Raw genomic sequence first — 22927 nt, 5'->3', positions numbered from 1 at the left:
TCGACAGGAGAAAATATGCCTTCGCAAGAGCTCGTCAGCGGAACCGCGGAAACCACAGCGTCGTTCCCGGGCGTTCCGGCCGCGGCATCGATGCCCGACTGGTATCCCGCCCTGCTCAACACTGTGGCTCAAGAGGTCCGAACAGGCCGCACGCGCGCTCTGGCGGCAGCGAACAGCGAGCTCCTGAATTCCTACTGGAGCATCGGCCGGCAACTTGCCGAGCGCGAATCGCAGGAGGGCTGGGGCGCCAAAGTGGTTACCCGATTGTCCGCCGACATCCGAACGCGCTTCCCTGACGCAAAGGGCTTCTCCCCCAGGAACCTGCGGTACATGAAGAGCTTTGCCCAGGCTTGGCCCGAGTTTCCAATGTTGCAAGCGCCGCTTGCAACATTGCCCTGGTACCACCAGATCGCACTCTTGGAAAAGCTCGACGACGCCGCCACGCGCCTCTGGTACGCAGCGGCAGCTGCCCAACATGGCTGGTCGCGCAACATCCTGACGCACCAGATCGAGACCCGCCTGCATGAGCGTTCCGGGCAGGCCATCACCAATTTCAAAACCACCATGGTTCCTGCCGATTCAGACCTCGCCCAGCAGGCCACCAAAGATCCGTATGTCTTTGATTTCCTGGCCATGACTGACCGTAGGAGCGAACGGGAACTGGAGCTTCAACTGGTGCAGCACGTGGAGAAATTTCTGCTGGAACTGGGTCAAGGCTTCGCCTTTGTTGGTGAACAGGTGCGATTGGAGATCGCCGGCGATGAATTCTTCGCGGACTTGCTCTTCTACCATTTGAAATTGCGCTGCTACATGGTCATTGAGCTGAAGGCCGTGAAGTTCGAACCCGGGTTCCTGGGCCAGTTGGGCATGTACATGGCGGCCGTTGACGATCTCATGGCTCACCCCGACGACAAACCGACCATCGGCCTGCTGCTATGTAAGGAGAAGAACAGCGTGGTTGCCGAGTACGCCCTGCGTGGCTTCAACGCTCCGGTGGGAATCGCGGAGTGGCGGACCTCCGTTGCCGAATCCTTGCCCGACGAATTTGTTGCCAGCCTGCCCAGTATCGAGACGTTGGAGGCTGAGCTGGCCAGCCAAGCCCCTAGCCTGCCGGACTGAGCTCAGACGTTGTCCTTGAACCAGGCCAAGGTGTCGTTCCAGGCCGCCGTGGCCTGGGCCTCGTTGTAGCGGTCGCTTGTGTCGTTATGGAATGCATGGTCCACGCCCGGGTACACCTTGAGCTGGTGCTTGACCTGCGTCGCATCCAACGCGTCCTTCAACTGCGGCATGGAGCCGGTGATGCGCGCGTCTTTTTCAGCGTAGACACCGAAAACAGCGGGCTTGATGGTGGGGACCTTCGCAAGGTCCGGGGCGGGACCGTAGAACGCAGACGTTGCTTTCAACCCCGGGATCTCAGTCGCTGCCTGCCAGGTGATGCCTCCACCAAAACAGAAGCCGACCATGGCAATGCGGCCCTTGTCCACGAACTCCTGGCCGTTCAGATACTCGAATGCTGCCTGGAAGTCGCCAACGTGCCGCTGGGCGCCGGCCTTGGTAAGTGCACCCGGGACGGCGTCCGGATCCATCGATGCGGTGCCGCCCTCCCTGCTGAGAAGGTCAAGCGCCAGAGCCGCGTAGCCTTCCTTGGCAAAGCGCCGGGCGACGTCCTGGATGTGTGGCGTGAGGCCGCGGTTTTCATGACAGATCAGGACGGCCGGACCCTTTTGGCTTCCCTCGGGCCGGGCCAGGTACGCACTGATTTCAGTCCCTCCGGAATCGAACTTCACCGTAGCTGTTGCCAGGCCCGCTGTTCCTTCCGGCACTGTCAGCGGACTCTTGGCGTTGGGGACGGCTGTCGTTTTTCCCGACGTTGCTGACGCCGTCGGCGTTGGCATTGGGTCCCCGGTCTTTGGCACCTCGTCCGGCGTGCACCCCACCAAGGTCATAGCCGCCGCAGCCGCGGTCATGCTTCCCATGATGAACGCCACGCGCCTGGTGAACGTCCCGTGAGACATGTCGCCCGAGCGGTAGTCGTCGTAGAACTCTTCGATCAAGTACTTTTCAAACTTCTCAAGCTGAACCATGATGTCCTCCCGAAGTTGGGCAGTATCCTCCTCCGATGGAAAGACGCGGGCAAGGGTCGAAGGGTTCACCTGCAGCTTGGATCTGCTGTCTTAGTTCCGGACGCTAAAAAATGTCAGTGGCTACTGACATAGTGAAAATATGAGCCGGAGTCAGCAGATACAAGTCACCCAAGCGGTCGCTTCGCTGCCTGCACGTGCTCATGCAGGCAGCGTCAGCAGTGACCTGATAAATCAGCTGCGCGCACTTGAGGACATGAAGTCTGCGATCTCAAGTTTGCAAGCGAAAATAGCCGTGGCCTTTGACCTTGCCCAGCGTCAAGAGCTCGCAGAGTCCGGAGTTCCAGCGGCTGAACGAAGCCAGGGTGTGGCAGCGCAGATCGCGCTCGCCCGGCGTGAATCACCAAACAAGGGTTCCCGGCTTCTAGGACTGGCCAAGGCGCTGGTGTCGGAGATGCCACGCACCATGGCCGCCCTGGAGTCGGGAAAGCTCAACGAATGGCGCGCCACACTCCTCGTGAAGGAAACAGCCTGCCTCAGCGCTGAAGATCGCTGCGCAGTGGACGAGGAACTCGCCCCGGATGCGGGCACGTTCGATGGTGCTGGCGACAAGACCATCATCGCCGCCGCAAAAGCCGCGGCCTACCGTCTTGATCCTCGTTCCGTGACGCAACGGGCTGCCCACGCGGCGCCTGAAAGACACGTGAGCCTGCGTCCGGCGCCAGACACAATGACGATCCTCACAGCGCTACTCCCGGTCGCACAAGGCGTCGCTGCATACGCCGCGCTCACCCGCCATGCAGACTCAGCACGCTCCGACGGGGACAGCCGGCCCCGGGGACAGGTCATGGCGGACACGCTCGTCGAACGCATCACCGGTTCGCCTGCAGGGTTCTCTGGGATCGACCTTCAACTCGTTATGACCGACCGCACCTTGCTACAAGGGGACAGCGAACCCGCAAGACTTACTGGCTACGGCGTCGTGCCCGCAGAATGGGCCAGGGAGCTCCTAACCAGCGGTGAGAGCAGGACAGATCAAGACTTCAGCATTTGGCTGCGACGACTCTTCACGGCACCAAGCACGGGCGAGCTCCTTGCCACTGACTCGAGGGCACGTTTCTTCCCCACGGGCATGAGACGGTTCATCGAAACCCGCGACCACACCTGCCGCACGCCATACTGCGACGCCCCCATCCGCCATTACGACCACATCCTGCCGTGGGCCGAAGGCGGTAAAACCACACTGAATAACGCGGCCGGGCTCTGCGAACGATGCAACCACACCAAGGAAAACCCCGGGTGGAGCGTCAGACCAGAACCCGCAGAGAGACACACGCTGAAGGTGACCATGCCCACCGGGCACAACTACCACTCAACGGTTCCGCCACTGCCAGGCTATGAACGAACCCGGGTTCATTAAGGAAGTTTCGAGTCAATTGGCATGGTCCTACTGGAGCTGCCTGAGCTCTAGCGCGCATACGTCGTGCCCCGGATACGTGCCTTCCACAACTGCGCTCTTAACAACAAAACCCCTCACGCCAGCACAGCGTAAGGGGCTTTGAAGATACCAAGAACTAAATCCGTTTAGAACTCCCAGTCCTCATCTTCCGTGTTGACAGCTTTGCCAATCACGTAGGAGGAACCCGAGCCGGAGAAGAAGTCGTGGTTCTCGTCAGCGTTCGGGGAGAGTGCCGAAAGGATGGCCGGGTTCACGTCAGTGACGGAAGCCGGGAACATGGCCTCGTAGCCCAAGTTCATGAGGGCTTTGTTGGCGTTGTAGTGCAGGAACTTCTTGACGTCCTCGGCCAGGCCGACTCCATCGTAGAGGTCGTGGGTGTACTGGACTTCGTTTTCATACAGCTCGAAGAGCAACTCGAACGTGTAGTCCTTGATTTCCTGCTTGCGGGCTTCGGAAACCTTCTCCAGGCCCTTCTGGAACTTGTAGCCGATGTAGTAACCGTGCACGGCTTCGTCTCGAATAATGAGGCGGATAAGGTCGGCCGTGTTCGTGAGCTTGGCGCGTGAGGACCAGTACATGGGCAGGTAGAAGCCCGAGTAGAACAGGAAGCTCTCCAGCAACGTGGAGGCAACCTTGCGCTTCAGGGGATCGTCACCCTGGTAGTAGTCCATGACGATCTGCGCCTTCTTCTGCAGGTTCTCGTTTTCGAGCGACCAGCGGAAAGCGTCGTCAATCTCCTTGGTGGAGCACAGCGTGGAGAAGATGGACGAGTAGGACTTCGCGTGCACCGACTCCATGAAGGCGATGTTGGTGTACACGGCCTCTTCGTGCGGAGTCAGTGCATCCGGGATCAGCGAAACAGCCCCGACTGTGCCCTGGATGGTGTCCAAAAGAGTGAGGCCGGTGAAAACACGCATGGTGAGCTGCTGCTCATCCGGCGTCAGCGTGTGCCACGACTGGACGTCGTTGGACAGCGGCACCTTCTCCGGCAGCCAGAAGTTGTTGACCAGCCGGTTCCAGACTTCCACGTCCTTGTCGTCCTGGATCTTGTTCCAGTTGATCGCTTCGACGTGGCTAAGCAGCTTGACCTTTTCGGTCATTTCATCCCCTTTAGCGTTGGGTTCTTTAAGGTAAGCCTACGACGGCGGGTGGGAACCCGCCGTCGTAATCTTTAGTTTTGAGTGCGGCAACTGCCGCAAATAATCAACCGGTAAAGGTTGATCACAGCATGCAGCTAACGCAGCCCTCCACCTCCGTGCCCTCCAGCGCGAGCTGGCGGAGACGGATGTAGTAAAGGGTCTTGATGCCCTTGCGCCATGCGTAGATCTGCGCCTTGTTGATGTCGCGCGTGGTGGCAGTGTCCTTGAAGAACAGCGTCAGGGACAGGCCCTGGTCCACGTGCTGCGTTGCAGCTGCGTAGGTGTCGATGATCTTCTCGTAGCCGATTTCGTAGGCATCCTGGTAGTACTCCAGGTTGTCGTTGGTCAGGTACGGAGCCGGGTAGTAGACGCGGCCAATCTTGCCTTCCTTGCGGATTTCAATCTTGGCGGCCACCGGGTGGATCGACGACGTGGAGTTGTTGATGTAGCTGATGGAACCGGTGGGCGGAACGGCCTGCAGGTTCTGGTTGTAGATACCGTGCTCCATGACGGAAGCCTTGAGCTCACGCCAGTCATCCTGAGTAGGAATGTGGTGGCCGGCGAAGAGCTCGCGGACGCGCTCGGTTGCCGGAACCCATTCCTGCTCCGTGTACTTTTCGAAGAACTCACCGGAAGCGTAGGTGGACTTTTCAAAGCCGCCGAACTTCTGGCCGGTCTCGATGGCCAGACGGTTGGAGGCGCGCAGAGCGTGGAACAGCACCGTGTAGAAGTAGATGTTGGTGAAGTCCAGGCCCTCTTCGGAACCGTAGTGGACGTGCTCGCGGGCAAGGTAGCCGTGGAGGTTCATCTGGCCAAGGCCAATCGCGTGGCTCTGGGCGTTACCCTGGGCGATCGACGGCACCGAGTTGATGTAAGACATGTCCGAAACAGCGCTGAGCGCGCGGATGGACGTCTCAATGGAGAGACCGAAGTCCGGCGAATCCATGGTCTTGGCGATGTTCATGGAACCGAGGTTGCAGGAAATGTCCTTACCCACGGTCTCGTAGCTCAGGTCCTCGGCGTAAATGGACGGCGATGAAACCTGCAGGATCTCCGAGCACAGGTTGCTCATGGTGATCTTGCCGTCGATCGGGTTGGCCCGGTTCACGGTGTCCTCGAACATGATGTACGGGTAGCCGGACTCGAACTGGATTTCGGCGAGAGTCTGGAAGAACTCACGGGCGCTGATCTTGGTCTTCTTGATCCGCGAATCGTCAACCATCTCGTAGTACTTCTCCGTGACGGAAATGTCGGAGAAGGGAACACCGTAGACGCGCTCGACGTCATACGGGGAGAAGAGGTACATGTCCTCGTTCTTCTTGGCGAGCTCGAACGTGATGTCCGGAACCACAACGCCCAAGGAGAGCGTCTTGATGCGGATCTTCTCGTCGGCGTTCTCACGCTTGGTGTCCAGGAAGCGGTGAATGTCCGGGTGGTGGGCGTGTAAGTAGACGGCACCTGCACCCTGGCGGGCACCAAGCTGGTTGGCGTAGGAGAAGCTGTCTTCGAGGAGCTTCATCACGGGGATGACACCGGAGGACTGGTTTTCGATCTGCTTGATCGGGGCGCCGTGCTCTCGGATGTTGGTGAGCGAAAGGGCTACACCGCCACCACGCTTGGAGAGCTGCAGTGCGGAGTTGATGGCGCGGGCAATCGACTCCATGTTGTCTTCGATGCGGAGCAGGAAGCAGGAGACCAGCTCACCGCGCTGGGCCTTGCCGGCGTTCAGGAAGGTGGGGGTCGCGGGCTGGAAACGACCGTCGATGATTTCGTCAACAAGGCGGCTGGCAAGTTCTTCGTCACCGCGGGCAAGGTGCAGGGCAACCATGCAGACGCGGTCTTCGTAGCGCTCAAGGAAACGCTTGCCGTCAAACGTCTTCAGTGTGTAGGACGTGTAGAACTTGAAGGCGCCAAGGAAGGTCTCGAAGCGGAACTTCTTCTTGTATGCACGGTTGAAGAGCTCGCGGATGAAGTTCATCGTGTACTGGTCGAGGGTTTCGCGCTCGTAGTACTGGTTCTTCACCAGGTAGTCGAGCTTCTCTTCCAGGTCGTGGAAGAACACGGTGTTGTTGTTCACGTGCTGCAGGAAGTACTGGTGCGCGGCTTCACGATCGGCTTCAAACTGGATCTCGCCGTTGGGGCCATACAGGTTCAGCATGGCGTTGAGCTCGTGATAGCCCAGGCCCTTATAGGCCTCCGGCAGTGGCTTCTTGGCCGTTTCCACAGCGCCCCCGGTTACTTCTGTTTCTGCGACAGTAGTGTCCAAAACTTTTCCAATCCTTGATTGACCCGATCGACGTCTTCCGGCGTCCCCATGAGTTCAAACTTGTAGAGATGCGGCACGTTGCACTTGGCGGCGATGATGTCTCCCGCTGCGCAATAGTTGTCCGCGAAGTTGGTGTTTCCTGCACCGATAACACCACGGATCAGTTCCCTGTTCCGTGGGTTGTTGAGAAACCTGATGACCTGCTTGGGCACCGAACCTTCGCCGTTCGTGCCGCCGTAAGTCGGCAGGACGAGGACAAAGGGTTCAAGTGCCTGAAGCGGGGCATCGTGCGCATAGAGCGGGATGCGCGCTGCATCCCTGCCCAATTTCTGGACAAAGCGCTTGGTGTTCTCAGATGTCGAGGAAAAGTAGATGAGGTGACTCCTCGTGGTCACAGTGTCCGTGTCACTGCGCACGGATGCCGTTGCCAGCGGTGCCATGGGAGTCACCTCGACTACATAGGAATTCTTGCTTGCTGTGGTGGCGAAGTCCGAAAGGAAACTTAGGCCACGGAGGAAACGGCCTGGGCCAGTTCCTCGATCTTGTCCGGGCGGAATCCAGACCAATGGTCCTGCTCGGTCACGACGACGGGAGCCTGCATGTAGCCCAGCGCCTTGAGGCGTTCGAGCGCCTCGGCATCCTGGGAGATGTCGACACTCTGGTAGGCAATGCCCTTCTTGTCGAGTGCCCGGTAGGTTGCGTTGCACTGAACACAGGCCGGCTTCGTGTAAACCGTAACGGTCATGATCCCTGTCCCCTTAGTTGAAGTCTGTCGCTCTTCGTATCTGGCGGGCTCAACCGGAACTGAATACTGAATCCGATACCGGCCCGCAGGCTGCTGTGGCAGCCAACACGCTTATTTAGTCTTGTGCTGGTTTCCCGCTCAATCCGTAAACCGATACTACATGTAGTGCAAGCGCCTCGCCGGGACCCCAAGATGATGTATTACAAGTATGTCATTCAATCCACCGCTCGTCCACAGGGCAGGGACCTCAAAATGTCCGTGATTCCGCCAAAGTGAGAGATGAAATCCACACCCTGTGGACTACTTAGCCACATTTAATCTCCAGCGTGTCGCCGGGTTCCGGCGTGTCGTGACACTTTGAAAATGTGGCGTGGCGAACAGCTAAACTCTCCTGATGGTCAATCTCCTCCACCTCCGGACGCTGATGGAAGTAACCCGTTTGGGTTCTTTCGCTGCGGCGGCCGCACAGCTTGGCTACACAGCCTCCGCCGTTTCCCAACAGATGGCCGCACTGGAACGCGACACCGGCGTGGAACTTTTCCAGCGTTCGGCGAGGAGCGTCATTCCCACCGAGGCGGCCATCACCATGACGCGGCACGCCTCAAAGGTGCTGACCGACGTCGAAGCACTGATGGCGGCAGCATCAAGGACCAACGATGCGCCAGCCCAGGAATTGCGGCTGGGCATCTTCCCAAGCCTTGCCACGTATGTGCTCCCGGACATCCTGAAGAATGAGCGGTGGAACGGACTCGGAATCGAGCTGCGGGTATCAGTCGCTGAGCCGGCACAGACCATCCAGGGACTGCGCAGTGGTGGAGAATTGGACGTCGCACTGGTGTACCAGGTGGGCCAGTCCGGATTGGCCTGGCCACATTCCCTGGAGCGGCAATGGATCGGCGACGACGACTTCCGCGTGGTGCTGCCCGCTTCGTGGAAAATCCGCGAGGATGCCGAGATTGAGGCCGCGCACCTCTCGGACATGCCGTGGATCGTCCACCACCCGGGCACCAGCGACGCCCTCGTGATCGAACGCCTGTTCGCCAGCTGCAACCTGCACCCCCGCGTCGTGGCTTACAGTGACGATTTTCACGCCAGCCTGGAGATGACCGCGGCTGGCTTGGGTGCCTCTCTGGTACCGGAACTCGCGCTGCGCAACAGGCCACCCGGCGTCGTGGTCCTTGACGTCCCGGACATCAGGCTGGCACGAAACGTGTTCGCGCTGCTCATCAATGAAAAGCGCACAGCGCAAGTCCAACTGTTTACTCAGCTCCTGGCGGACACCCTCCGTGGCACCTCCGAAAAGAGCGGTTTGCATCCCCTGAAATCAGCGCCTGTCAAGGGTCCGCAGCGTCGGAGGTGAATTCTTCCCAATTGCTGGAACCGGCCCGATGTTGGGGTTAGATTGATCACATGGGCAAGGTAGCGAGCACACATTTTGGGGAGATCGAGCTCAATCACGGGCGTGAACATTGCTTCGTGACCAAACACGAACTCGGCGGCAATCAGCTTGAGCTGGACCTCAACGTCACGGCGCACGACCATTTCGACGAGGCTGCCATGCACAAGGTGGACTACCGCTTGCGCTTCCTGCCGGAGCTGGTTGACCAGGTCCGGGAGATGATCGCCGATGAGCTGGACCAGGATGGCACCAATCCACAGCAGTTCCTGCATTTCCATAGTTCCCAGCTCAAGGAAGAACAGCTCGAATCGGTTTTCGGGGTCAGGGACAAGTCCCAGCTCACCAACGACGTCTTCCTCAAAGCCCTCAAACTAGGTCATGTGGCCATCTACCCCGGCCAGCCCGAGCGCTATTTCGTCCTGGACTTCACCCTCGGCTCGCACTTCACGGATGAGCTGCTGGTAGTGGCCGCCGATGAAGACGGCGTAGTGGATGATGAAATTCTTTGGGAATCGTAAAACAGTTTTAACCGCGAACGACGGCGGCCGGTCACCTTTCGGTGACCGGCCGCCGTCGTTGTGGCTGGTTTACTTAGCGGTTTCGAGCAGCGTGGCGCGAACCGTCTGGGTTGCCTTGACCAGGTTGCGCAGGGACTCTTCGGTCTCCGCATAGCCACGGGTCTTCAGGCCGCAGTCCGGGTTGACCCAGAGCTGGCGCGAGGGAACGTGCTTGACGGCGGTGGCCAGGAGTTCGGTGACTTCAGCTTCACCCGGAACACGCGGCGAGTGGATGTCGTAAACGCCCGGACCAACGCCACGGCCGAAGCCGTGGGACTCGAGGTCGTGGACGACCTCCATGCGGGAGCGTGCAGCTTCGATGGAGGTTACGTCTGCGTCGAGGCCGTCGATTGCATCGATGATCACACCGAACTCGGAGTAGCAGAGGTGGGTGTGGATCTGGGTGGAGTCGGCAGCACCGGCAGTGGCAAGGCGGAAGGAGTCAACGGACCACTTCAGGTAGTCGGCGTGGTCTGCCTTGCGCAGCGGGAGGAGCTCGCGGAGGGCGGGCTCGTCCACCTGGATGACCTTGATGCCGGCTGCCTCGAGGTCAGCGATTTCGTCGCGGAGTGCCAGGCCAACCTGGTTGGCGGTCTCGCCCAGCGGCTGGTCATCGCGAACGAAGGACCAGGCCAGGATGGTGACCGGACCGGTCAGCATGCCCTTCATCGGCTTGCTGGTCAGCGACTGCGCGTACTCAGCCCAGGCAACCGTGATCGGGGCGCTGCGGGTGACGTCGCCCCAGAGGATGGACGGACGTGTGCAGCGGGATCCGTAGGACTGGACCCAGCCGTGCACCGTCACGTCAAAACCTTCAAGGTTCTCCGCGAAGTACTGGACCATGTCGTTGCGCTCGGGCTCGCCGTGAACCAGGACGTCGTAGCCCAGTTCTTCCTGCAGGTCCACAACGCGCTTGATCTCGTCCTTCATGAGCTGCTCGTACTGCTCGTTGGTGAGATCGCCCTTGTTGTTGCGGGCACGTGCGGAGCGGATCTCGGACGTCTGGGGGAATGAACCGATGGTGGTGGTGGGCAGCGGCGGAAGGTGAAGTGCCTCTTCCTGGGCAGCTTCACGAACCGCGTACTCGGAGCGGTTGAAGTCCGCAGCGGTCAGTGCTTCGGTGCGGGCGCGGACGTCGTCGCGGCGAACGCCTTCGGCGGTTGCACGGGAAGCGATCACGGCGGATGCTTCGTCGATGGCAGCCTTGGCCGACGCGGGGTCTGCCAGGTAGGAAGCGAGGGTCTTGACCTCCACTGCCTTCTGGTCGGAGAAGGCGAGCCAGCTACGCAGCTGCTCCGAAAGCGTGGTTTCCTCAGCAACATCGTGCGGGACGTGCTGGGTGGACGTGGAGGTGCTGACGGCAAGCTTGCCGGCAGCTGCCTTCAGTTCGTCCAGCTTCGCGGCGGATGCGGCGAGATCGTTGCGCCAGATGTTGTGGCCGTCAACCACACCGGCAACCAAGGTCTTGTTGCCCAGGCCTGCGAGGGCAGCTGCAGAGGGAACTCCCCCCTTGAAGACATCGATGTGCAGGGCGTCGATGTTGGTGGCAGCAATCGTACCGAGCTGGCCGTCAAGCGAACCATACGGGGTGGAGACAAGGATCTGGGGACGCTTCGCGGCAGACGTGAGGACCTCGTAAGCGCGGGCAACGGCTGCTTCGATCTCGGCGGCCGGGGTGTCCTGGTCAACAACAAGGGCCGGCTCATCAAGCTGGACCCAGCTGGCACCGGCTTCGGCGAGCTTCTCAAGCAGCTGCACGTAAACGGGCAGGATGTCCTCGAGGCGGGACAGCGGGGCGAAACCCGCCGAGGCGTCGTCGGATGCCTTGGAAAGCAGCAGGTAGGTGACCGGGCCGACAATGTACGGGCGGGACTCAATGCCGTTGGCAAGTGCGAAGGCGAACTCGTCAACCTTGGCAGTGGAGGCGAGGGTGAACTCGGTTTCCGGGCCGATTTCCGGAACAAGGTAATGGTAGTTGGTGTCGAACCACTTGGTCATTTCCAGCGGCTGCTGTTCCTTGTTGCCGCGGGCCAGGGTGAAGTAGCCATCGATGTCCAGCTGGCCCTCGGCGTTGAGGAGCTTACCGAAGCGAGCCGGAACTGCACCCAGGTGAGCGGTAGTGTCCAGCACCTGGTCGTAGAAGGAAAAGGTACCCGGAACGGCGGCAGCTTCGGTAAGGCCCAGTTCCTGAAGGCGCTTGGCGATGGTGAGCTGGATGTCCTTTGCTGCTGCGTCCAGTGCTGCGGCGTCGATCTTGCCGGCCCAGTAAGCTTCAACAGCCTTCTTGAGCTCGCGGCGACGGCCGATGCGAGGGTAGCCGAGCAGGGAGGCTGCCGGGAACGGAGTGGCGGGCGTGTTCTTTTCAGTCATGGGAATTCCTTGATGAAGTGGTTTGAAAAGGTTGGTGTCTTGGGTGGCCGGGATAGAGCCGACGGGTTGGTGGCAGCCTGTTAGCTTGCGTATTCCTGGCGGAGGGCCATGGTGTTTACGCGGCCAGCAGGCCGCGACGGCCGCGGCAGAGCCAGCTTGTCCAGCACGTCCAGGGCATCAGCGTGCTCATTGAACGTGTACAAATGAATGCCCGGCGCACCGGCATCCAAGGCTGCATTGGCCAGATCCACGGTGGCGGAGACGCCGATGCGGCGACGCTCTGCTTCAGTGTCCACGGCAGCGAGGCGCTCCATGAGTTCCACGGAAGGGTCGACGCCGGCCAGCTCGCCGAGGCGCTTCAGGCGCCGAAGGCTGGTGAGCGGCATGACACCGGGGATGATCGGAATGGTGACCCCGGCCCGACGTGCACGGGCAACAAGGTCCGAGTATTCGTTCGCGTGGAAAAAGACCTGCGTGATCGCGAAGTCCGCGCCGGAACGCTGCTTGGCCAAAAGAACTTCGACGTCGTGTCCCACACTTGGTGATTCAGGATGCCTGGTGGGGTACGCCGCCACTCCGACAGCGATCTTGCCAGCGCAAAGGAGTGCTGAACGACGCTGCTCCACGCGGCGGATCAGTTCGATCAGATCCTGGGCGTAGCGGAGTGAACCGCTGGCAGGCTGGCTTCCGTCTTTGGGAAGATCGCCGCGCAGTGCAAGGATGCCGCGGACGCCGTGGTCCAGGAGCTCACCGATGATTTCCGCCAGTTCAACCGGTGTGTTGCCTACACACGTCAGGTGGGCCAAGGGCCGAAGCGTGGTTTCGAGCAGGAGACGGTTGATGAGGTCAACGGCGGTGTCCCGGTTGGATCCACTGGCGCCGTACGTCACGGAGACGTAGTCCGGCTCGGTGGCTTCGAGTTCACGGATAGTGGTCCACAGAGTTTCTGCGGCCGCCGGGGAGCGAGGGGGAAACAGCTCGTAGGAAAGTGCTACGGGTGCCGTTCCGGCTAGGTTGGGATGTACGTCAATAAGACTTGGTGGCGACATTTGCGTCCTTGGCTGTTCGTCATCGAACGTCACCCAATGGATCCAAGAGAACCATTGATTGCATGATCGATGAATTGAGTTTGGGATACACGAAAGAACTCCAGCAGGACGCAGCCGCGACTGGTACGCCTGGAATGAAGCTTTCCGTGTGCAAATGTCAGGCCCACATGGGGGCACCCACACCCTCCTCACCGCCCTTGCGGGGCGGATCCAACGGAGGATCGCTGACACGTTACCGCGGTAACTTGTTTATGACTCTAGGTCGTGGGCAAGGAGGGGTTCAACTCGGCCACCGAATTAAGACGCAGTTTTACGATCCGTGAAGAAGGATTTGTGAACTTTGTTCGCCAAAAGGCGCCGCAGAAACCTTCACCACGGCCTGTCTACGCCCGAGTCGTTCCCGGGGCCGCGAAGGTACTCCTCGCGTTCCTGCCCTTCTGTCCGCTCACGTTGCGCCTGCTGCGCGCTCTCTCCCAGCTTTTGCAGTTGCTCCTGCTGTTGCTCGGACGGCGAATCCTTGGCTGGCTTCTCCGCCTCGCCACTTCCGTCGGAGTCCGCAGCTATCTTGCCCTTGAGCCGACCGGCAGCTGAGTCCAGGGCCTTTCCCTCCCCTGACGAATTTCCGGGACCCTCCTGCGCACACTGTGCAGGTGAGGACTCGATGACGTCCAATGCTTCACGAAACAACGTGGCTGCCGTTGGCTTACTCCCCGCGGACAGGGCAGCATCGCCCAGCTTCTCGACGCTCAACACCAGATTGACCCGCACTCGGCATTCATCAGTGCCGGCACCGGCATCCAGCGCCGCCTCGAAGTCCTTGCGTGCCGCTGTGAAGTCTCCGGCCAGAACATGGGCGTCGCCGGATGCAAAGTAGGCTTTGTGCGGCTCGAACAGGTTTGCAACCTGCAGCCACGAAGCGGCCCTGGCTGCACCATCCTGGTCGCCTGTTTCGAACGTGTGTGCTGCATACCCGCCCAAGGGGCCCACGCTCAGGAGTTTCGCTGCTACGGCGAGCGCCAGCAGGGCCGGCGGGGCGGACCACAGCGCAAGTCGGCGTCTCCGGCGTCGTGCATGATTCATGCCACTGGCTCCTTGGTTTTCGGGGGCAAGCTTTGACCCCGTACTTCCCGCAGCGTGGTCAGATGACGCAGGGGTTCGTGAAGGGCCAGCAGGAAGCCTGCGAGCGCCAGGAGCCAGTAGAGTTCCACGCGACCGGGTCCGTCGTCCTTGGTAGGTGTGAGGGTGCCGGGCCGCGCTTTGGCGAGCATGTCGGCCGTGGGTTGGTTCCCGTCCCGGTGGACATATGGGACATGGAGCTGCGCTGCGATGTTTTTCAGTTGCCCTTCATCGATCCTGGACACCGCGTCCTGGCCCGAGCTCTTGTCCTGTATGTACCCGGCTTTGGTGTCCGAGGAGTCTTTCATCCGGCCACCCTGCCCGGTGCCGTAACCCAGCACCGCTCCCCCACTTACGCTGTTCGCATCCACGGGCAGCGGCGCTGGTGCCTCGGCCGCCGTGTTCTCGCCGTCCCCGGCGTAGAAGACCAATGCTGGACGTCCTGGGTGCTGCTCCCTGGCGGCCGCGAGCCTGTCCTTGAGCAACGCTCCCGCGCCCGTAATGCTGCTGCCGTTGGCGTACCGCGGGTTTTGCGGCTGCAGCGTTGTTATGGCGGTTTGCAGCGCTGTGGCGTCCTGGCTCAAGGGCATACGGACGGTCGCCTTGTTGTCGAAGGTGATCAGGGAAAACTTGGCTCCCGCCAGTTCCTTGGCGATCGCCATCACGTCGTGTGTTGCCCCTGACAAGCGGGTGCCTGTGCCGTTGTAATCCTCAGCAGCCATGCTGGTACTGGTATCGACAACGAAGAAGACGTCCACGTCCGCGACCGCGGTCCTCGCTTCACTGCCGGACCACCCCGGTCGCAGTGCGGCAAGGACCAGAAGCACGACGGCGGCGCCCCGGATGGCGGTTGGCCGCGCCCACCCTTGGGGTGCACTGCTGCCGGGTCCGGGCCCGCGGACGATGGCCCACAGGGTGAAGGCCATGACGGCGACGCCCATGGCAACGAGGAGCGCCCACGGAATAATCGGTTGAAATATCACGGGTTCAGCCTCCATCCCAGGATCAGCATTCCGGCACCTGCCAGCAGCGCGACGCCAAGCGGCAGCGCCGGGCTGTCGCTCACTGCAACCTGGGGTGCGGCCAGGTAGCTGCTTGCTTCGGTCTCCTGCACTTTCTGGACGATCCCGGGCACCGCGTCAGGGCTGTCCAGAGTGAAGTAGCTGCCCCCGGTTCCTTCGGCAACAGCCCTGAGTTGGCCGCCGGGCTGATCAGCTTGATCTCCGTAGTCAAAGTCGCCGGGGTTCAGTGCATACACCTTGACATTCTTGGTCTGGGCCAGCGCGCCGGCCTGCTGCAAGGTGAAGATGGGGTCACCGGAGAGGAAGTTGTCCGTCGCCAGCACAACAGACCGCGAGCGCTTGGCGTTGCCGGACTCCGATTCGACGTCCGGGAAGCTTTGCACGCAGGATGCCAGCCCATCGCCGATCAGGGACGATCCTCCCCCGTTCCATGTCCCGTCGAAGAAGGATCCCGCCCCGCTGTCCAGGGCCTTCTGAGCTGCCGTGAGCTGTTCGGCGGCGTAGTCGTAGTCGTCTGTCAGCGGGAATAGTTGGACGCTGCTGCCATCGAAGATCACCATGCCGATGCGCTCGCCATCGAATTCCCGGGCGAGTTCCTGAAACACCTTGGCTATGGCAGCGTCCGTACTGGCCATGGATCCTGAAACATCCAGGCAGAGGACGATGTCCCGGTTCCGGATTTCGGGCTGTTCCGTGGTGCGCTGGGCGGGTCTTGCCGCTGCTGTGGCTGTGGCACCCAGGAACAACGCACCCAGGACCATGGCGAGGACCAACGTGGCCTTGTAGCGCCGCAGAGCATCTTGGTATTCGGGAAGGTCAGTGAGGCGCTCGCCGTGTGCCACTGGCCTGCCCCTTTGCGGACGACGCCGGATCACCAGTCGGGCGGCTATCGCCAGTACCAGCGCAGCGAGGGGAAGAATCCACCAGTAGGTCAGCTCCACGCCTGTACCACCTGGCGTGCGGTCTTTGCGGAGTCCCGAACGGATTGCATGGCTACGGGCGCGAATTCGTTGGGGTAAATCAAAGCGATACCCACGGCGAACTGATCCAGTCCGTTGCGGCGCAATTCCTCCAGTGTCATGGAAGTGGCCGGAAGGCCTGTGGCTGCACCCGCAAATTCCCGCACGAGGAGGCTGAGTCGCTGGTGGGCGTCACGCCCGGGGAGGCGGCCGGCGTCGGCCTCTCTTTCGAGGGCATCTATTGCTGACAGACACCTGGCCCGCAGCGTTTCCAGATCGTGTGACCCTCCATGCAAGCTAGCCGGAGTTTTTGGCGATGCTTTGCAGACGGGCCACAGGATCCACCCGTACCAGCACGCTACGAGAAGCAGTAGCGCCAATCCCAGCCATAGCCACAGCTGCTGATATTGAAGGGGTGCGTAGAAGCCCGCGTCATCCTGCACGGTTGCCACTCTTTGCAGACTTCGAGCCAGAGCGGTGCTTCTCCAGGAGCGCGAACACCGCCGGGAGGACGTCGCCTGTGGCACTAACCGTCTGCTCAGCAATGCCGAGCCTGCGGAAGAAGGCGCTGCGCTCCTCCCCGCGTTTCCGCATGGCGGTGGCGTATGCGGCACGAACAACACTGTTCCCCGCCAACGGCGCAGGGATCCGGTATCCGTTTCCGACGTCGAAGCTCGCCTCCTGCGTAGGCGCCGGATGCCCCGGTTCCTTGGCCAACTCAGCGTCGAGGATAGTAAGCCAAAGGACTTCGTGCCGGGCCCGCAGCCGCCGGAGCAGCGTTTCAGTGTGGGCGTCGGGCTTAAACTCATCCGCGAGAACGACGACAAGCAGCCGGCCCTTCAAGAACCTGAGCGCATAGTCGAGTTGCTCGGTGATGGCGCTCGCCGGCCCATCCAGGGAAATCCCCGCCTCCACTTCCCGCAGCAGCCGTTCCAAGTGCCCTTCACCGCCCTGGGGCGGGAGGTAGCGTGAGGTAACGGCCGAGCCGTGCAGGAGTCCGACGTCGTCCCCGTGCCTGCAGGCGAGATAGCCCAGCACGCCGGCAGCATCAACGGCGATCTCCTTCTTGGATTCACCGGAGGCGGCATGGGCTGCCATGTTCCGTCCTGTGTCCACGAGCAACAGCACCGAATGACGGCGAACGGCCACATAGCGTTTGACCAGGGGTGATCCGTGGCGGGCAGTGGCTTTCCAATCAATGTCCCTGACTTCGTCGCCGGGTACGTAGGAGCGCAATTCGTCGAAGTCCAGGCTGCGGCCCTTGGAGACAGAACCGTATTCGCCATCCAACAGGGTGAGGGTCCTGCGATGGGCGAAGATGAACATCTTCGACTTCACGCGTCGGAGCAGGCTTGGCATGCGGTGACCGCTACGGCGTCTGCACGGACGCGAGCACTGCATCAATGATGGTTTCCACGGGGACGCCTTCAACCACGGCATCAAACCCGAGCACTATTCTGTGACGCAGGATCCTGTGGGCCAGTTTCTTGACGTCCTCCGGAATGACGTGATCCCGCCCGCTCAAGAGTGCCAACGCCCTCGCCGCCTGGCTGAAGGCAATGCTCGCGCGCGGACTTGCACCAAACTCGATGAGGTTGGCCAAACGTGGCTCCAGGTATTGGGAAGCATGGCGGGTCACATAGGCCAGGCCAACGATGTACCTGATGATGGCAGGATCAACGTAAACCCTCTTGACGAGTTCCTGCACCTGGACAATGGCGTCAAGGGAAGCGGCCGCCGGTGGCTTCTGCGCTGCGCTGAACACCCCGGCATCTATGCGCCTGATGACTTCGGCTTCCTCCGCCGGGCTCGGATAGTCCAGGACGTCCTTGAGCATGAAGCGGTCCATCTGTGCTTCCGGAAGGCGGTAGGTTCCCTCCTGCTCAATCGGGTTTTGCGTTGCCAGCACCAGGAAAGGCTCGGGCAGAGGATAGGACTCGCCACCGATGGACGTCTGCCGTTCCTGCATCGCCTCCAGCATGGCGCTCTGCGTTTTGGCGCTGGAACGGTTGATCTCATCAAGCAGCACAATGTTCGCGTGAACCGGTCCCAGTTGGGTGACGAACGTGCCTTTGGCCGCATCAAATATCTGGGTGCCCGCGATGTCGCTGGGCAACAGGTCCGGAGTGCATTGGATCCGGCGAAAATCCGCACTCACTGACTCCGCAAGAGCTTGCGCCGCTGTGGTCTTGGCCAGACCCGGCACGCTCTCCAAAAGGACATGGCCGCCGGTCAGTAAGCCGATCACCAGCGTCTCCTGCAGCCTGGACTGGCCCACCACCTTGGTCTCGAAGCTGCGGATAATGCTGCCGACGAGCTGCTGGGCACGGGCCAAGTCCGGTGCATGGATTCCGGTCGTGGCTGTGTTCTGAAGCACTCGTGGTCCCCTCGCTGGCGTGAATCACTCTATCCAAGCCTCCCCTGAACAAGCTCGCAATGGGGAGCCCTCCCCATGCGGGCTTCTGAGGTCTATTCTTTTGCCATGCCTCAGCTACCAGTCCGCTATGAGCAGTACCTCAACGGCCAAAGCCAGCGCGTCATCGACGCCGTCCGCCCAGTTCTGTTGCAGTCCGCCGCAGACCAAAGGCATGGAGTCAGGATTATCTACAACACAGGCCCCACCGGGCACCAGGCTCATCTGGATGAATCGATACCCTACGGCGAAATAGTCGAGGACATCGACTAGCCCTTCACCGAGCCGGACAACGCGAAGGAGCTCCCCACGCTCCGCGACACCAGCACGTACAGCAACAGCACCGGCACTGAGTACAGGATGGAAAACGCCGCCAGCTGCCCATAGGCTATGGCGCCATGCTGGCCAAAGAAGCTGAAAATGGACACTGCCGCTGGTTGCTTGGCTGTGGAGAGCAACAGGATGAACGGGACGAAGAAGTTTCCCCATGCCTGTATGAAAACAAAGATGAATACTACGCCCAGGCCCTGCCTCATGAGAGGCAGGACGACGGTGCGTAAGGCCGTCATGCTTGAGGCACCATCCATCCATGCCGCCTCCTCCAGTTCCAAGGGAACGGAGTCCATGAAGTTCTTCATCATCCAGATGGCCATGGGCAGCGTGGTTGTAGCCATGAAGAATACGGTGGCCATCATGGAATCGAGCAACTGGAGCTGGACGAACAATCCGTAGACGGGCACCATAATGGCGGTGACGGGCAACGACGTCCCGAAAAGGACCGAGTACATGAACGGCTTGTTGAACCTGGACTGGTAGCGGGACAGCGGATATGCAGCAAGAACTGCTGCCACCAGGTTGACCGCTGCCGTTCCGGCAGAGAGAAGGAAACTGTTGGTCAAGGGCTGGAACAACAATTCCGGCGTGAACACCGCGCCAAAATTATCCATCGAAGGCGCCGACGGCACCGCAGTCTGGTAGCCGGCCTGAGGATCGACGGCGGCCAGCAGCAACCACAGCAACGGTGCCACAAAGCACAAACCGATCACGGCCAAGGCAACATCTGCCGCCAGCCGCGGCTTGGACATCACGACTTCTGCTCCTTGAGCAGGCGCACATAGACAGCGCCGAAGACTACTCCCAACACGATCAATACCGAGGCAATGGCCGTCCCATAGCCAATATCCCCGAATTTGAAGGCCTCTTGGTAGGCCAACACCGGCAAGGTGGTACTGGCATTGGCTGGGCCGCCGGCCGTCATCACCCAAATGAGCGTGAACACCGCCAACGTCTGCAGGGTAATCAGCATCAGGTTGGTGGCAATGCTGCTCCTGATCAGTGGCAACGTAATGAATGCCAGGCGCTGCCAGCCTTGAGCCCCATCCATCAGGGCAGCCTCCGAGACATCCTGCGGAACGTCCGCGAGGGCGGCCCTGAATACAAGCATGGAGAACGCCGTTCCCCGCCACGTGTTCGCCAGGATAATCGCGACAAGCGGGAACGTGTACAACCAGTCCGGCCCCTGCCCGCCAAAGAAGGCCAGCATCTGATTCAGTGTGCCGTCACGGTTGAAGTAGGCGTAGGCCGCGAAGGCAGCCACGATCTCCGGAAGTACCCAGGCGGCTACCACCGCCGTTCCCACCCACGAGGAAACTGCCTTACGTGAGCGCGTCATGAGCAGGGCGATCAATAGGCCGAGCACGTTCTGGCCGAACACGGCTGAGGCCGCGACGAAAACAACAGTCAGCCATGCCGCCAGTGGAAACGAGTCATCGCTGAACATCCGGACATAGTTCTCCAGCCCCACCCATTGTGGATCCCGGGCAGCCCGGCCTGAAAGTGCGGCATTGGTAAACGACGCATAAAAGGACCAGGCCACCGGGGCAAGCAGGAACAACAGGAGCAAGAGAACGGACGGAACGACCGGCAGGAGCCGCAGGTAGCGGCGAATCGTCATTTCGCCGCTGTCATTTCTTTGATGTCATCTCATGCCCGTCATCTGTCCAGGACCTTGTCATCGCCAACAACCTTGCGCACCGTGGCGTCATACTCCGCTGCGGCATCTTCAGGGCTTTGCCTTCCAGTGATGACAGACTCGGTGGCTACCTGGACCGCCGTCGAAATCCTCGGATAATCGGCGGTGGCTGGGCGGTAATGCGTCACCTTCACCAATTCCGACACGTCCTTGACGAACGGATTCGCCGAAACGTAGCTCGATTCCTTGGCAACATCCGTGCGGACCGCTATCTGGGAGTTGTTAACGTCAAAGGCCAAGGCATTCTTCTTGTTCAGCGCGGTGGTGAGGAACTTGAACGCCAGCTCAGCGTTCTTGCTCTTGGCACCAACTGCAAGGGTCCATCCACCGGACATACTGACGCCACCCGGTTCCTGTCCGTTCCGCGTGGGGAACATGGCCACGCCCATATCCTGCTCGTAGCCTGCCCACTCATAGGGCCCGCCCTTTTGCCAGAACGACGGCGTGTAGGAGCCTTCCACGGTTGCCCCCAGTTTGCCCTGCGGGAACCACTCGCCAAAGACCTTCTTCCAGACATTGGCGTCGAGGGCTTCAGCCGGGCTAGTTGCGAGTTTTTCGTCGTAGAGGGTCTTCAGGAAAGCCAGCGAGTCAGTAAAACCCTGGGAACCGACTACCCACTTCTTTTCCTTTTCGTCGTACAGCGTGCTGTCAGTCCCGTAGAGGAGTTCGTAGAAGCTCTGCATGACGGTTCCCTCGCCCGTACCCTTGCCGGCGTACATGTTGAAGGGAATCACGGTTGGGTCCGAGGCTTTGATGGCACGTGCCGTGGAGAGAATGTCTTCCCACGTTTTGGGCTGCCACGGAACAGGAATTCCGGCCTTCTGCAGCACTGCCTTGTTGTACCAGATAGCACGCGTGTCAGTGCCCAGAGGCACCGCGTAAATACCTCCGTCGTCGGCCCGGCCTGCAGCTTTGGCCGCTTCATTGAACTGGGACCAGTCATCCCACTTTTCCAGATAGCTGTCCAGCTTCAGGAGGTAACCGGCGTCGACGTCGGAGCGCACCTTGAACGTGTCCTCATAGAAGACGTCCGGCGCGGTGTCCGGGGATCGCTGGGCCAGAGCGAGCTTGGTGCCGTAGTCGTCATCGTTGGCTTGGATCGGTTCGAGATTGACCGTCACCGAAGAGTTGGCTGCCTCGAATTCTTTCTTGGCGTCCTGCATCACGGTATCCAGGGCAGTGAAGGAGTCGGATTTCTGGTAGACGATCTTCAGGGTCTTGTTCTCGGCAGTAGGCGGCGTCGAGGAACAAGCGGTTGCAGCGAGAAGAGCGGCTACGACGGGAAGGACGGTGGCAAACCTCATGGGGCGGCGCATTATGCTCCAATCGAGTCGACGTGGCGGAGTAGTTAGCCCTCCAGCAGGAGCCGTTGGGCGCGTGGTGCCAGCGTGTGCTCCAGCACGAGGCAGGCCGCACCAATGGCGCCCACATCCTCACCCACTCCGGAACCCACAACTTCAATACCGTGGATCATGCGGGCCGCACTGTTTTCAGCAATCAGGCCCGGAACACGCTCCAGGAAGTACTTTGACATCCGCCCCCAGAAAGGACCACCAAAAACAACGCGTTCCACGTCAAGGGTGTTGGTCACCACCGAGACAGCACGGGCCACAAGAGTGGCTGACTTATCAAGAATGGCGATGGCTTTTTCGTCGCCCGCATCGGCTTTGTCGCACAACAAGGCGTAACGTTCCTGTACCTGCGGCCCATCTGCGTCCTCGCCATGGCTGTCCAGCACACCCGCCGCCTCGGCCTCAGCCACAAGGACCTGTGGGATACACGAGGACTTCACGCAACCACGGAGCCCGCAGTCACACTGGGGCCCCATCGGATCAACGATGATATGACCGATTTCGCCCGCGTTGCCGGACGTTCCACGGACCACTTCATCGTTCAGGACAATGCCGCAACCAATACCGGTGCCCATATACATGAAGACGAAACTGCCGGCACCGCTGGCCCCGCCGGCCCAGGTTTCGGCCACCGCAGCACTCGTTACGTCCTTGTCCACCAGTGTCTCCAGGCCCGTGGCCTCTGTGAGGGCCTCGCGGATACGCACACGGTTCCATCGAGTCAACAGCGGAGGCTCCACGACGGAACCTTCATCGAGGTCGATTGGGCCCGGGACGGCTACACCGAGCCCCGCGATCTTGGATGCATCAACGCCCGATTCCTCAATGAGCACCTTGATCTGCTGGGCGATGCTCGTGATCACCGCGGCGGGGTCTCCACCGGGAGTAGCCATCCGCGAATGCCTGACGACGTCGCCGAGGAGGTCAAGGACAACAAAGGTGATGACTGCAGGGTCAAGGTGGACGCC

The 22927-nt window shown here is 60.7% G+C and carries 22 protein-coding genes; 5 read left to right on the top strand and 17 right to left on the bottom strand.

All coding sequences use genetic code 11. The annotated features are described in order from the left end of the window. Positions 1–15 precede the first annotated feature (15 nt). On the top strand, positions 16–1119 hold the full coding sequence (locus tag AB4Y87_RS23715; RefSeq protein WP_442006690.1) for a PDDEXK nuclease domain-containing protein: 1104 nt from the start codon (positions 16–18) through the stop codon (positions 1117–1119). Between the two features lie 2 nt (positions 1120–1121). On the opposite strand, the gene AB4Y87_RS23710 is transcribed toward AB4Y87_RS23715, so the two are convergent. Then, complete coding sequence (locus AB4Y87_RS23710; protein WP_442006689.1) at positions 1122–2084, bottom strand: dienelactone hydrolase family protein; 963 nt, start codon at positions 2082–2084, stop codon at positions 1122–1124. 139 nt (positions 2085–2223) lie between these two features. Here AB4Y87_RS23710 and AB4Y87_RS23705 point away from each other — a divergent pair, with 139 nt between their 5' ends. Further along, positions 2224–3501, top strand: coding sequence for a DUF222 domain-containing protein (locus tag AB4Y87_RS23705; RefSeq protein WP_442006688.1), 1278 nt, complete (start codon positions 2224–2226; stop codon positions 3499–3501). A gap of 164 nt (positions 3502–3665) precedes the next feature. Here the strand turns inward: AB4Y87_RS23705 and nrdF are convergent, their stop codons facing one another. From nrdF to nrdH, 4 genes are all read right to left on the bottom strand, one after another. After that, positions 3666–4640, bottom strand: coding sequence for a class 1b ribonucleoside-diphosphate reductase subunit beta (gene nrdF, locus AB4Y87_RS23700; protein ID WP_431115430.1), 975 nt, complete (start codon positions 4638–4640; stop codon positions 3666–3668). Positions 4641–4761: 121 nt separating this feature from the next. Continuing rightward, positions 4762–6903, bottom strand: coding sequence for a class 1b ribonucleoside-diphosphate reductase subunit alpha (nrdE, locus tag AB4Y87_RS23695; RefSeq protein WP_442006703.1), 2142 nt, complete (start codon positions 6901–6903; stop codon positions 4762–4764). Positions 6904–6914: 11 nt separating this feature from the next. Further along, positions 6915–7385 (bottom strand): class Ib ribonucleoside-diphosphate reductase assembly flavoprotein NrdI, encoded by a 471-nt coding sequence (nrdI, locus tag AB4Y87_RS23690; RefSeq protein WP_442006687.1) that lies wholly within the window; start codon positions 7383–7385, stop codon positions 6915–6917. Between the two features lie 62 nt (positions 7386–7447). After that, a complete protein-coding gene (nrdH, locus tag AB4Y87_RS23685) occupies positions 7448–7690 on the bottom strand; it encodes a glutaredoxin-like protein NrdH (protein ID WP_011775022.1) in 243 nt (80 codons plus the stop codon). Positions 7691–8084: 394 nt separating this feature from the next. On the opposite strand from nrdH, the gene AB4Y87_RS23680 reads away from it, so the two are divergent. Both AB4Y87_RS23680 and AB4Y87_RS23675 read left to right on the top strand, forming a co-directional pair. Then, a complete protein-coding gene (locus AB4Y87_RS23680) occupies positions 8085–9050 on the top strand; it encodes a LysR family transcriptional regulator (RefSeq protein ID WP_431115432.1) in 966 nt (321 codons plus the stop codon). Between the two features lie 50 nt (positions 9051–9100). Continuing rightward, positions 9101–9607, top strand: a complete 507-nt coding sequence (locus tag AB4Y87_RS23675; protein ID WP_223933081.1) for a DUF2004 domain-containing protein — start codon at positions 9101–9103, stop codon at positions 9605–9607. 69 nt (positions 9608–9676) lie between these two features. On the opposite strand, the gene metE is transcribed toward AB4Y87_RS23675, so the two are convergent. The 8 genes from metE to AB4Y87_RS23635 all read right to left on the bottom strand — a co-directional run bounded on the left by metE (position 9677) and on the right by AB4Y87_RS23635 (position 18539). Beyond that, a complete protein-coding gene (gene metE / locus AB4Y87_RS23670; RefSeq protein WP_442006686.1) occupies positions 9677–12016 on the bottom strand; it encodes a 5-methyltetrahydropteroyltriglutamate--homocysteine S-methyltransferase in 2340 nt (779 codons plus the stop codon). Positions 12017–12096: 80 nt separating this feature from the next. Beyond that, positions 12097–13065, bottom strand: coding sequence for a methylenetetrahydrofolate reductase (locus tag AB4Y87_RS23665; protein ID WP_442006685.1), 969 nt, complete (start codon positions 13063–13065; stop codon positions 12097–12099). 369 nt (positions 13066–13434) lie between these two features. Next, positions 13435–14145: a hypothetical protein gene (locus AB4Y87_RS23660; protein ID WP_442006684.1), complete on the bottom strand. Its 711-nt coding sequence runs from the start codon at positions 14143–14145 to the stop codon at positions 13435–13437. Further along, positions 14142–15164 carry a vWA domain-containing protein gene (locus AB4Y87_RS23655; RefSeq protein ID WP_442006683.1) on the bottom strand — a complete coding sequence of 341 codons (1023 nt, stop codon included), beginning with the start codon at positions 15162–15164 and terminating at the stop codon, positions 14142–14144. Before AB4Y87_RS23655 ends, AB4Y87_RS23660 begins: the two co-directional genes overlap by 4 nt. After that, positions 15161–16144, bottom strand: a complete 984-nt coding sequence (locus AB4Y87_RS23650) for a vWA domain-containing protein (protein ID WP_442006682.1) — start codon at positions 16142–16144, stop codon at positions 15161–15163. The genes AB4Y87_RS23655 and AB4Y87_RS23650 overlap by 4 nt, the downstream gene beginning before the upstream one ends. Further along, a complete protein-coding gene (locus tag AB4Y87_RS23645; RefSeq protein ID WP_442006681.1) occupies positions 16135–16614 on the bottom strand; it encodes a hypothetical protein in 480 nt (159 codons plus the stop codon). The genes AB4Y87_RS23650 and AB4Y87_RS23645 overlap by 10 nt, the downstream gene beginning before the upstream one ends. Continuing rightward, positions 16595–17521: a DUF58 domain-containing protein gene (locus tag AB4Y87_RS23640; protein ID WP_442006680.1), complete on the bottom strand. Its 927-nt coding sequence runs from the start codon at positions 17519–17521 to the stop codon at positions 16595–16597. The genes AB4Y87_RS23645 and AB4Y87_RS23640 overlap by 20 nt, the downstream gene beginning before the upstream one ends. Before the next feature lie 10 nt (positions 17522–17531). Beyond that, positions 17532–18539 (bottom strand): AAA family ATPase, encoded by a 1008-nt coding sequence (locus AB4Y87_RS23635; RefSeq protein WP_442006679.1) that lies wholly within the window; start codon positions 18537–18539, stop codon positions 17532–17534. Positions 18540–18644: 105 nt separating this feature from the next. On the opposite strand from AB4Y87_RS23635, the gene AB4Y87_RS23630 reads away from it, so the two are divergent. Then, the gene (locus AB4Y87_RS23630; protein ID WP_442006678.1) at positions 18645–18848 is read left to right on the top strand and encodes a hypothetical protein; all 204 of its coding nucleotides are present in this window, start codon (positions 18645–18647) and stop codon (positions 18846–18848) included. Here the strand turns inward: AB4Y87_RS23630 and AB4Y87_RS23625 are convergent. From AB4Y87_RS23625 to AB4Y87_RS23610, 4 genes are all read right to left on the bottom strand, one after another. After that, a complete protein-coding gene (locus AB4Y87_RS23625) occupies positions 18845–19660 on the bottom strand; it encodes a carbohydrate ABC transporter permease (protein WP_442006677.1) in 816 nt (271 codons plus the stop codon). The genes AB4Y87_RS23630 and AB4Y87_RS23625 overlap by 4 nt on opposite strands. Continuing rightward, a complete protein-coding gene (locus AB4Y87_RS23620; RefSeq protein ID WP_442006676.1) occupies positions 19660–20529 on the bottom strand; it encodes a carbohydrate ABC transporter permease in 870 nt (289 codons plus the stop codon). The genes AB4Y87_RS23625 and AB4Y87_RS23620 overlap by 1 nt, the downstream gene beginning before the upstream one ends. 38 nt (positions 20530–20567) lie before the next feature. Next, complete coding sequence (locus AB4Y87_RS23615; protein ID WP_442006675.1) at positions 20568–21923, bottom strand: extracellular solute-binding protein; 1356 nt, start codon at positions 21921–21923, stop codon at positions 20568–20570. A 32-nt stretch (positions 21924–21955) separates the two neighbouring features. Next, the coding region (locus AB4Y87_RS23610) for an ROK family protein (protein ID WP_442006674.1) at positions 21956–22927 on the bottom strand (972 nt) is incomplete at its 5' end.

Origin of the sequence: Paenarthrobacter sp. RAF54_2, assembly GCF_052113945.1 — a bacterium.
Taxonomy (GTDB): domain Bacteria; phylum Actinomycetota; class Actinomycetes; order Actinomycetales; family Micrococcaceae; genus Arthrobacter.
The sequence above is the reverse complement of the archived record's forward strand: the minus strand, read 5'-3'. Positions and strand labels throughout refer to the sequence as shown.

Excerpts from the sequence above, each read along its gene's own strand:
- AB4Y87_RS23715 (WP_442006690.1), top strand. The coding sequence starts at position 16 with ATGCCTTCGCAAGAGCTCGTCAGCGGAACCGCGGAAACCACAGCGTCG.
- AB4Y87_RS23710 (WP_442006689.1), bottom strand. The coding sequence starts at position 2,084 with ATGGTTCAGCTTGAGAAGTTTGAAAAGTACTTGATCGAAGAGTTCTAC.
- AB4Y87_RS23705 (WP_442006688.1), top strand. The coding sequence starts at position 2,224 with ATGAGCCGGAGTCAGCAGATACAAGTCACCCAAGCGGTCGCTTCGCTG.
- nrdF (WP_431115430.1), bottom strand. The coding sequence starts at position 4,640 with ATGACCGAAAAGGTCAAGCTGCTTAGCCACGTCGAAGCGATCAACTGG.
- nrdI (WP_442006687.1), bottom strand. The coding sequence starts at position 7,385 with ATGGCACCGCTGGCAACGGCATCCGTGCGCAGTGACACGGACACTGTG.
- nrdH (WP_011775022.1), bottom strand. The coding sequence starts at position 7,690 with ATGACCGTTACGGTTTACACGAAGCCGGCCTGTGTTCAGTGCAACGCA.
- AB4Y87_RS23680 (WP_431115432.1), top strand. The coding sequence starts at position 8,085 with ATGGTCAATCTCCTCCACCTCCGGACGCTGATGGAAGTAACCCGTTTG.
- AB4Y87_RS23675 (WP_223933081.1), top strand. The coding sequence starts at position 9,101 with ATGGGCAAGGTAGCGAGCACACATTTTGGGGAGATCGAGCTCAATCAC.
- metE (WP_442006686.1), bottom strand. The coding sequence starts at position 12,016 with ATGACTGAAAAGAACACGCCCGCCACTCCGTTCCCGGCAGCCTCCCTG.
- AB4Y87_RS23665 (WP_442006685.1), bottom strand. The coding sequence starts at position 13,065 with ATGTCGCCACCAAGTCTTATTGACGTACATCCCAACCTAGCCGGAACG.
- AB4Y87_RS23660 (WP_442006684.1), bottom strand. The coding sequence starts at position 14,145 with ATGAATCATGCACGACGCCGGAGACGCCGACTTGCGCTGTGGTCCGCC.
- AB4Y87_RS23640 (WP_442006680.1), bottom strand. The coding sequence starts at position 17,521 with ATGCCAAGCCTGCTCCGACGCGTGAAGTCGAAGATGTTCATCTTCGCC.
- AB4Y87_RS23630 (WP_442006678.1), top strand. The coding sequence starts at position 18,645 with ATGCCTCAGCTACCAGTCCGCTATGAGCAGTACCTCAACGGCCAAAGC.
- AB4Y87_RS23625 (WP_442006677.1), bottom strand. The coding sequence starts at position 19,660 with ATGTCCAAGCCGCGGCTGGCGGCAGATGTTGCCTTGGCCGTGATCGGT.
- AB4Y87_RS23620 (WP_442006676.1), bottom strand. The coding sequence starts at position 20,529 with ATGACGATTCGCCGCTACCTGCGGCTCCTGCCGGTCGTTCCGTCCGTT.
- AB4Y87_RS23615 (WP_442006675.1), bottom strand. The coding sequence starts at position 21,923 with ATGCGCCGCCCCATGAGGTTTGCCACCGTCCTTCCCGTCGTAGCCGCT.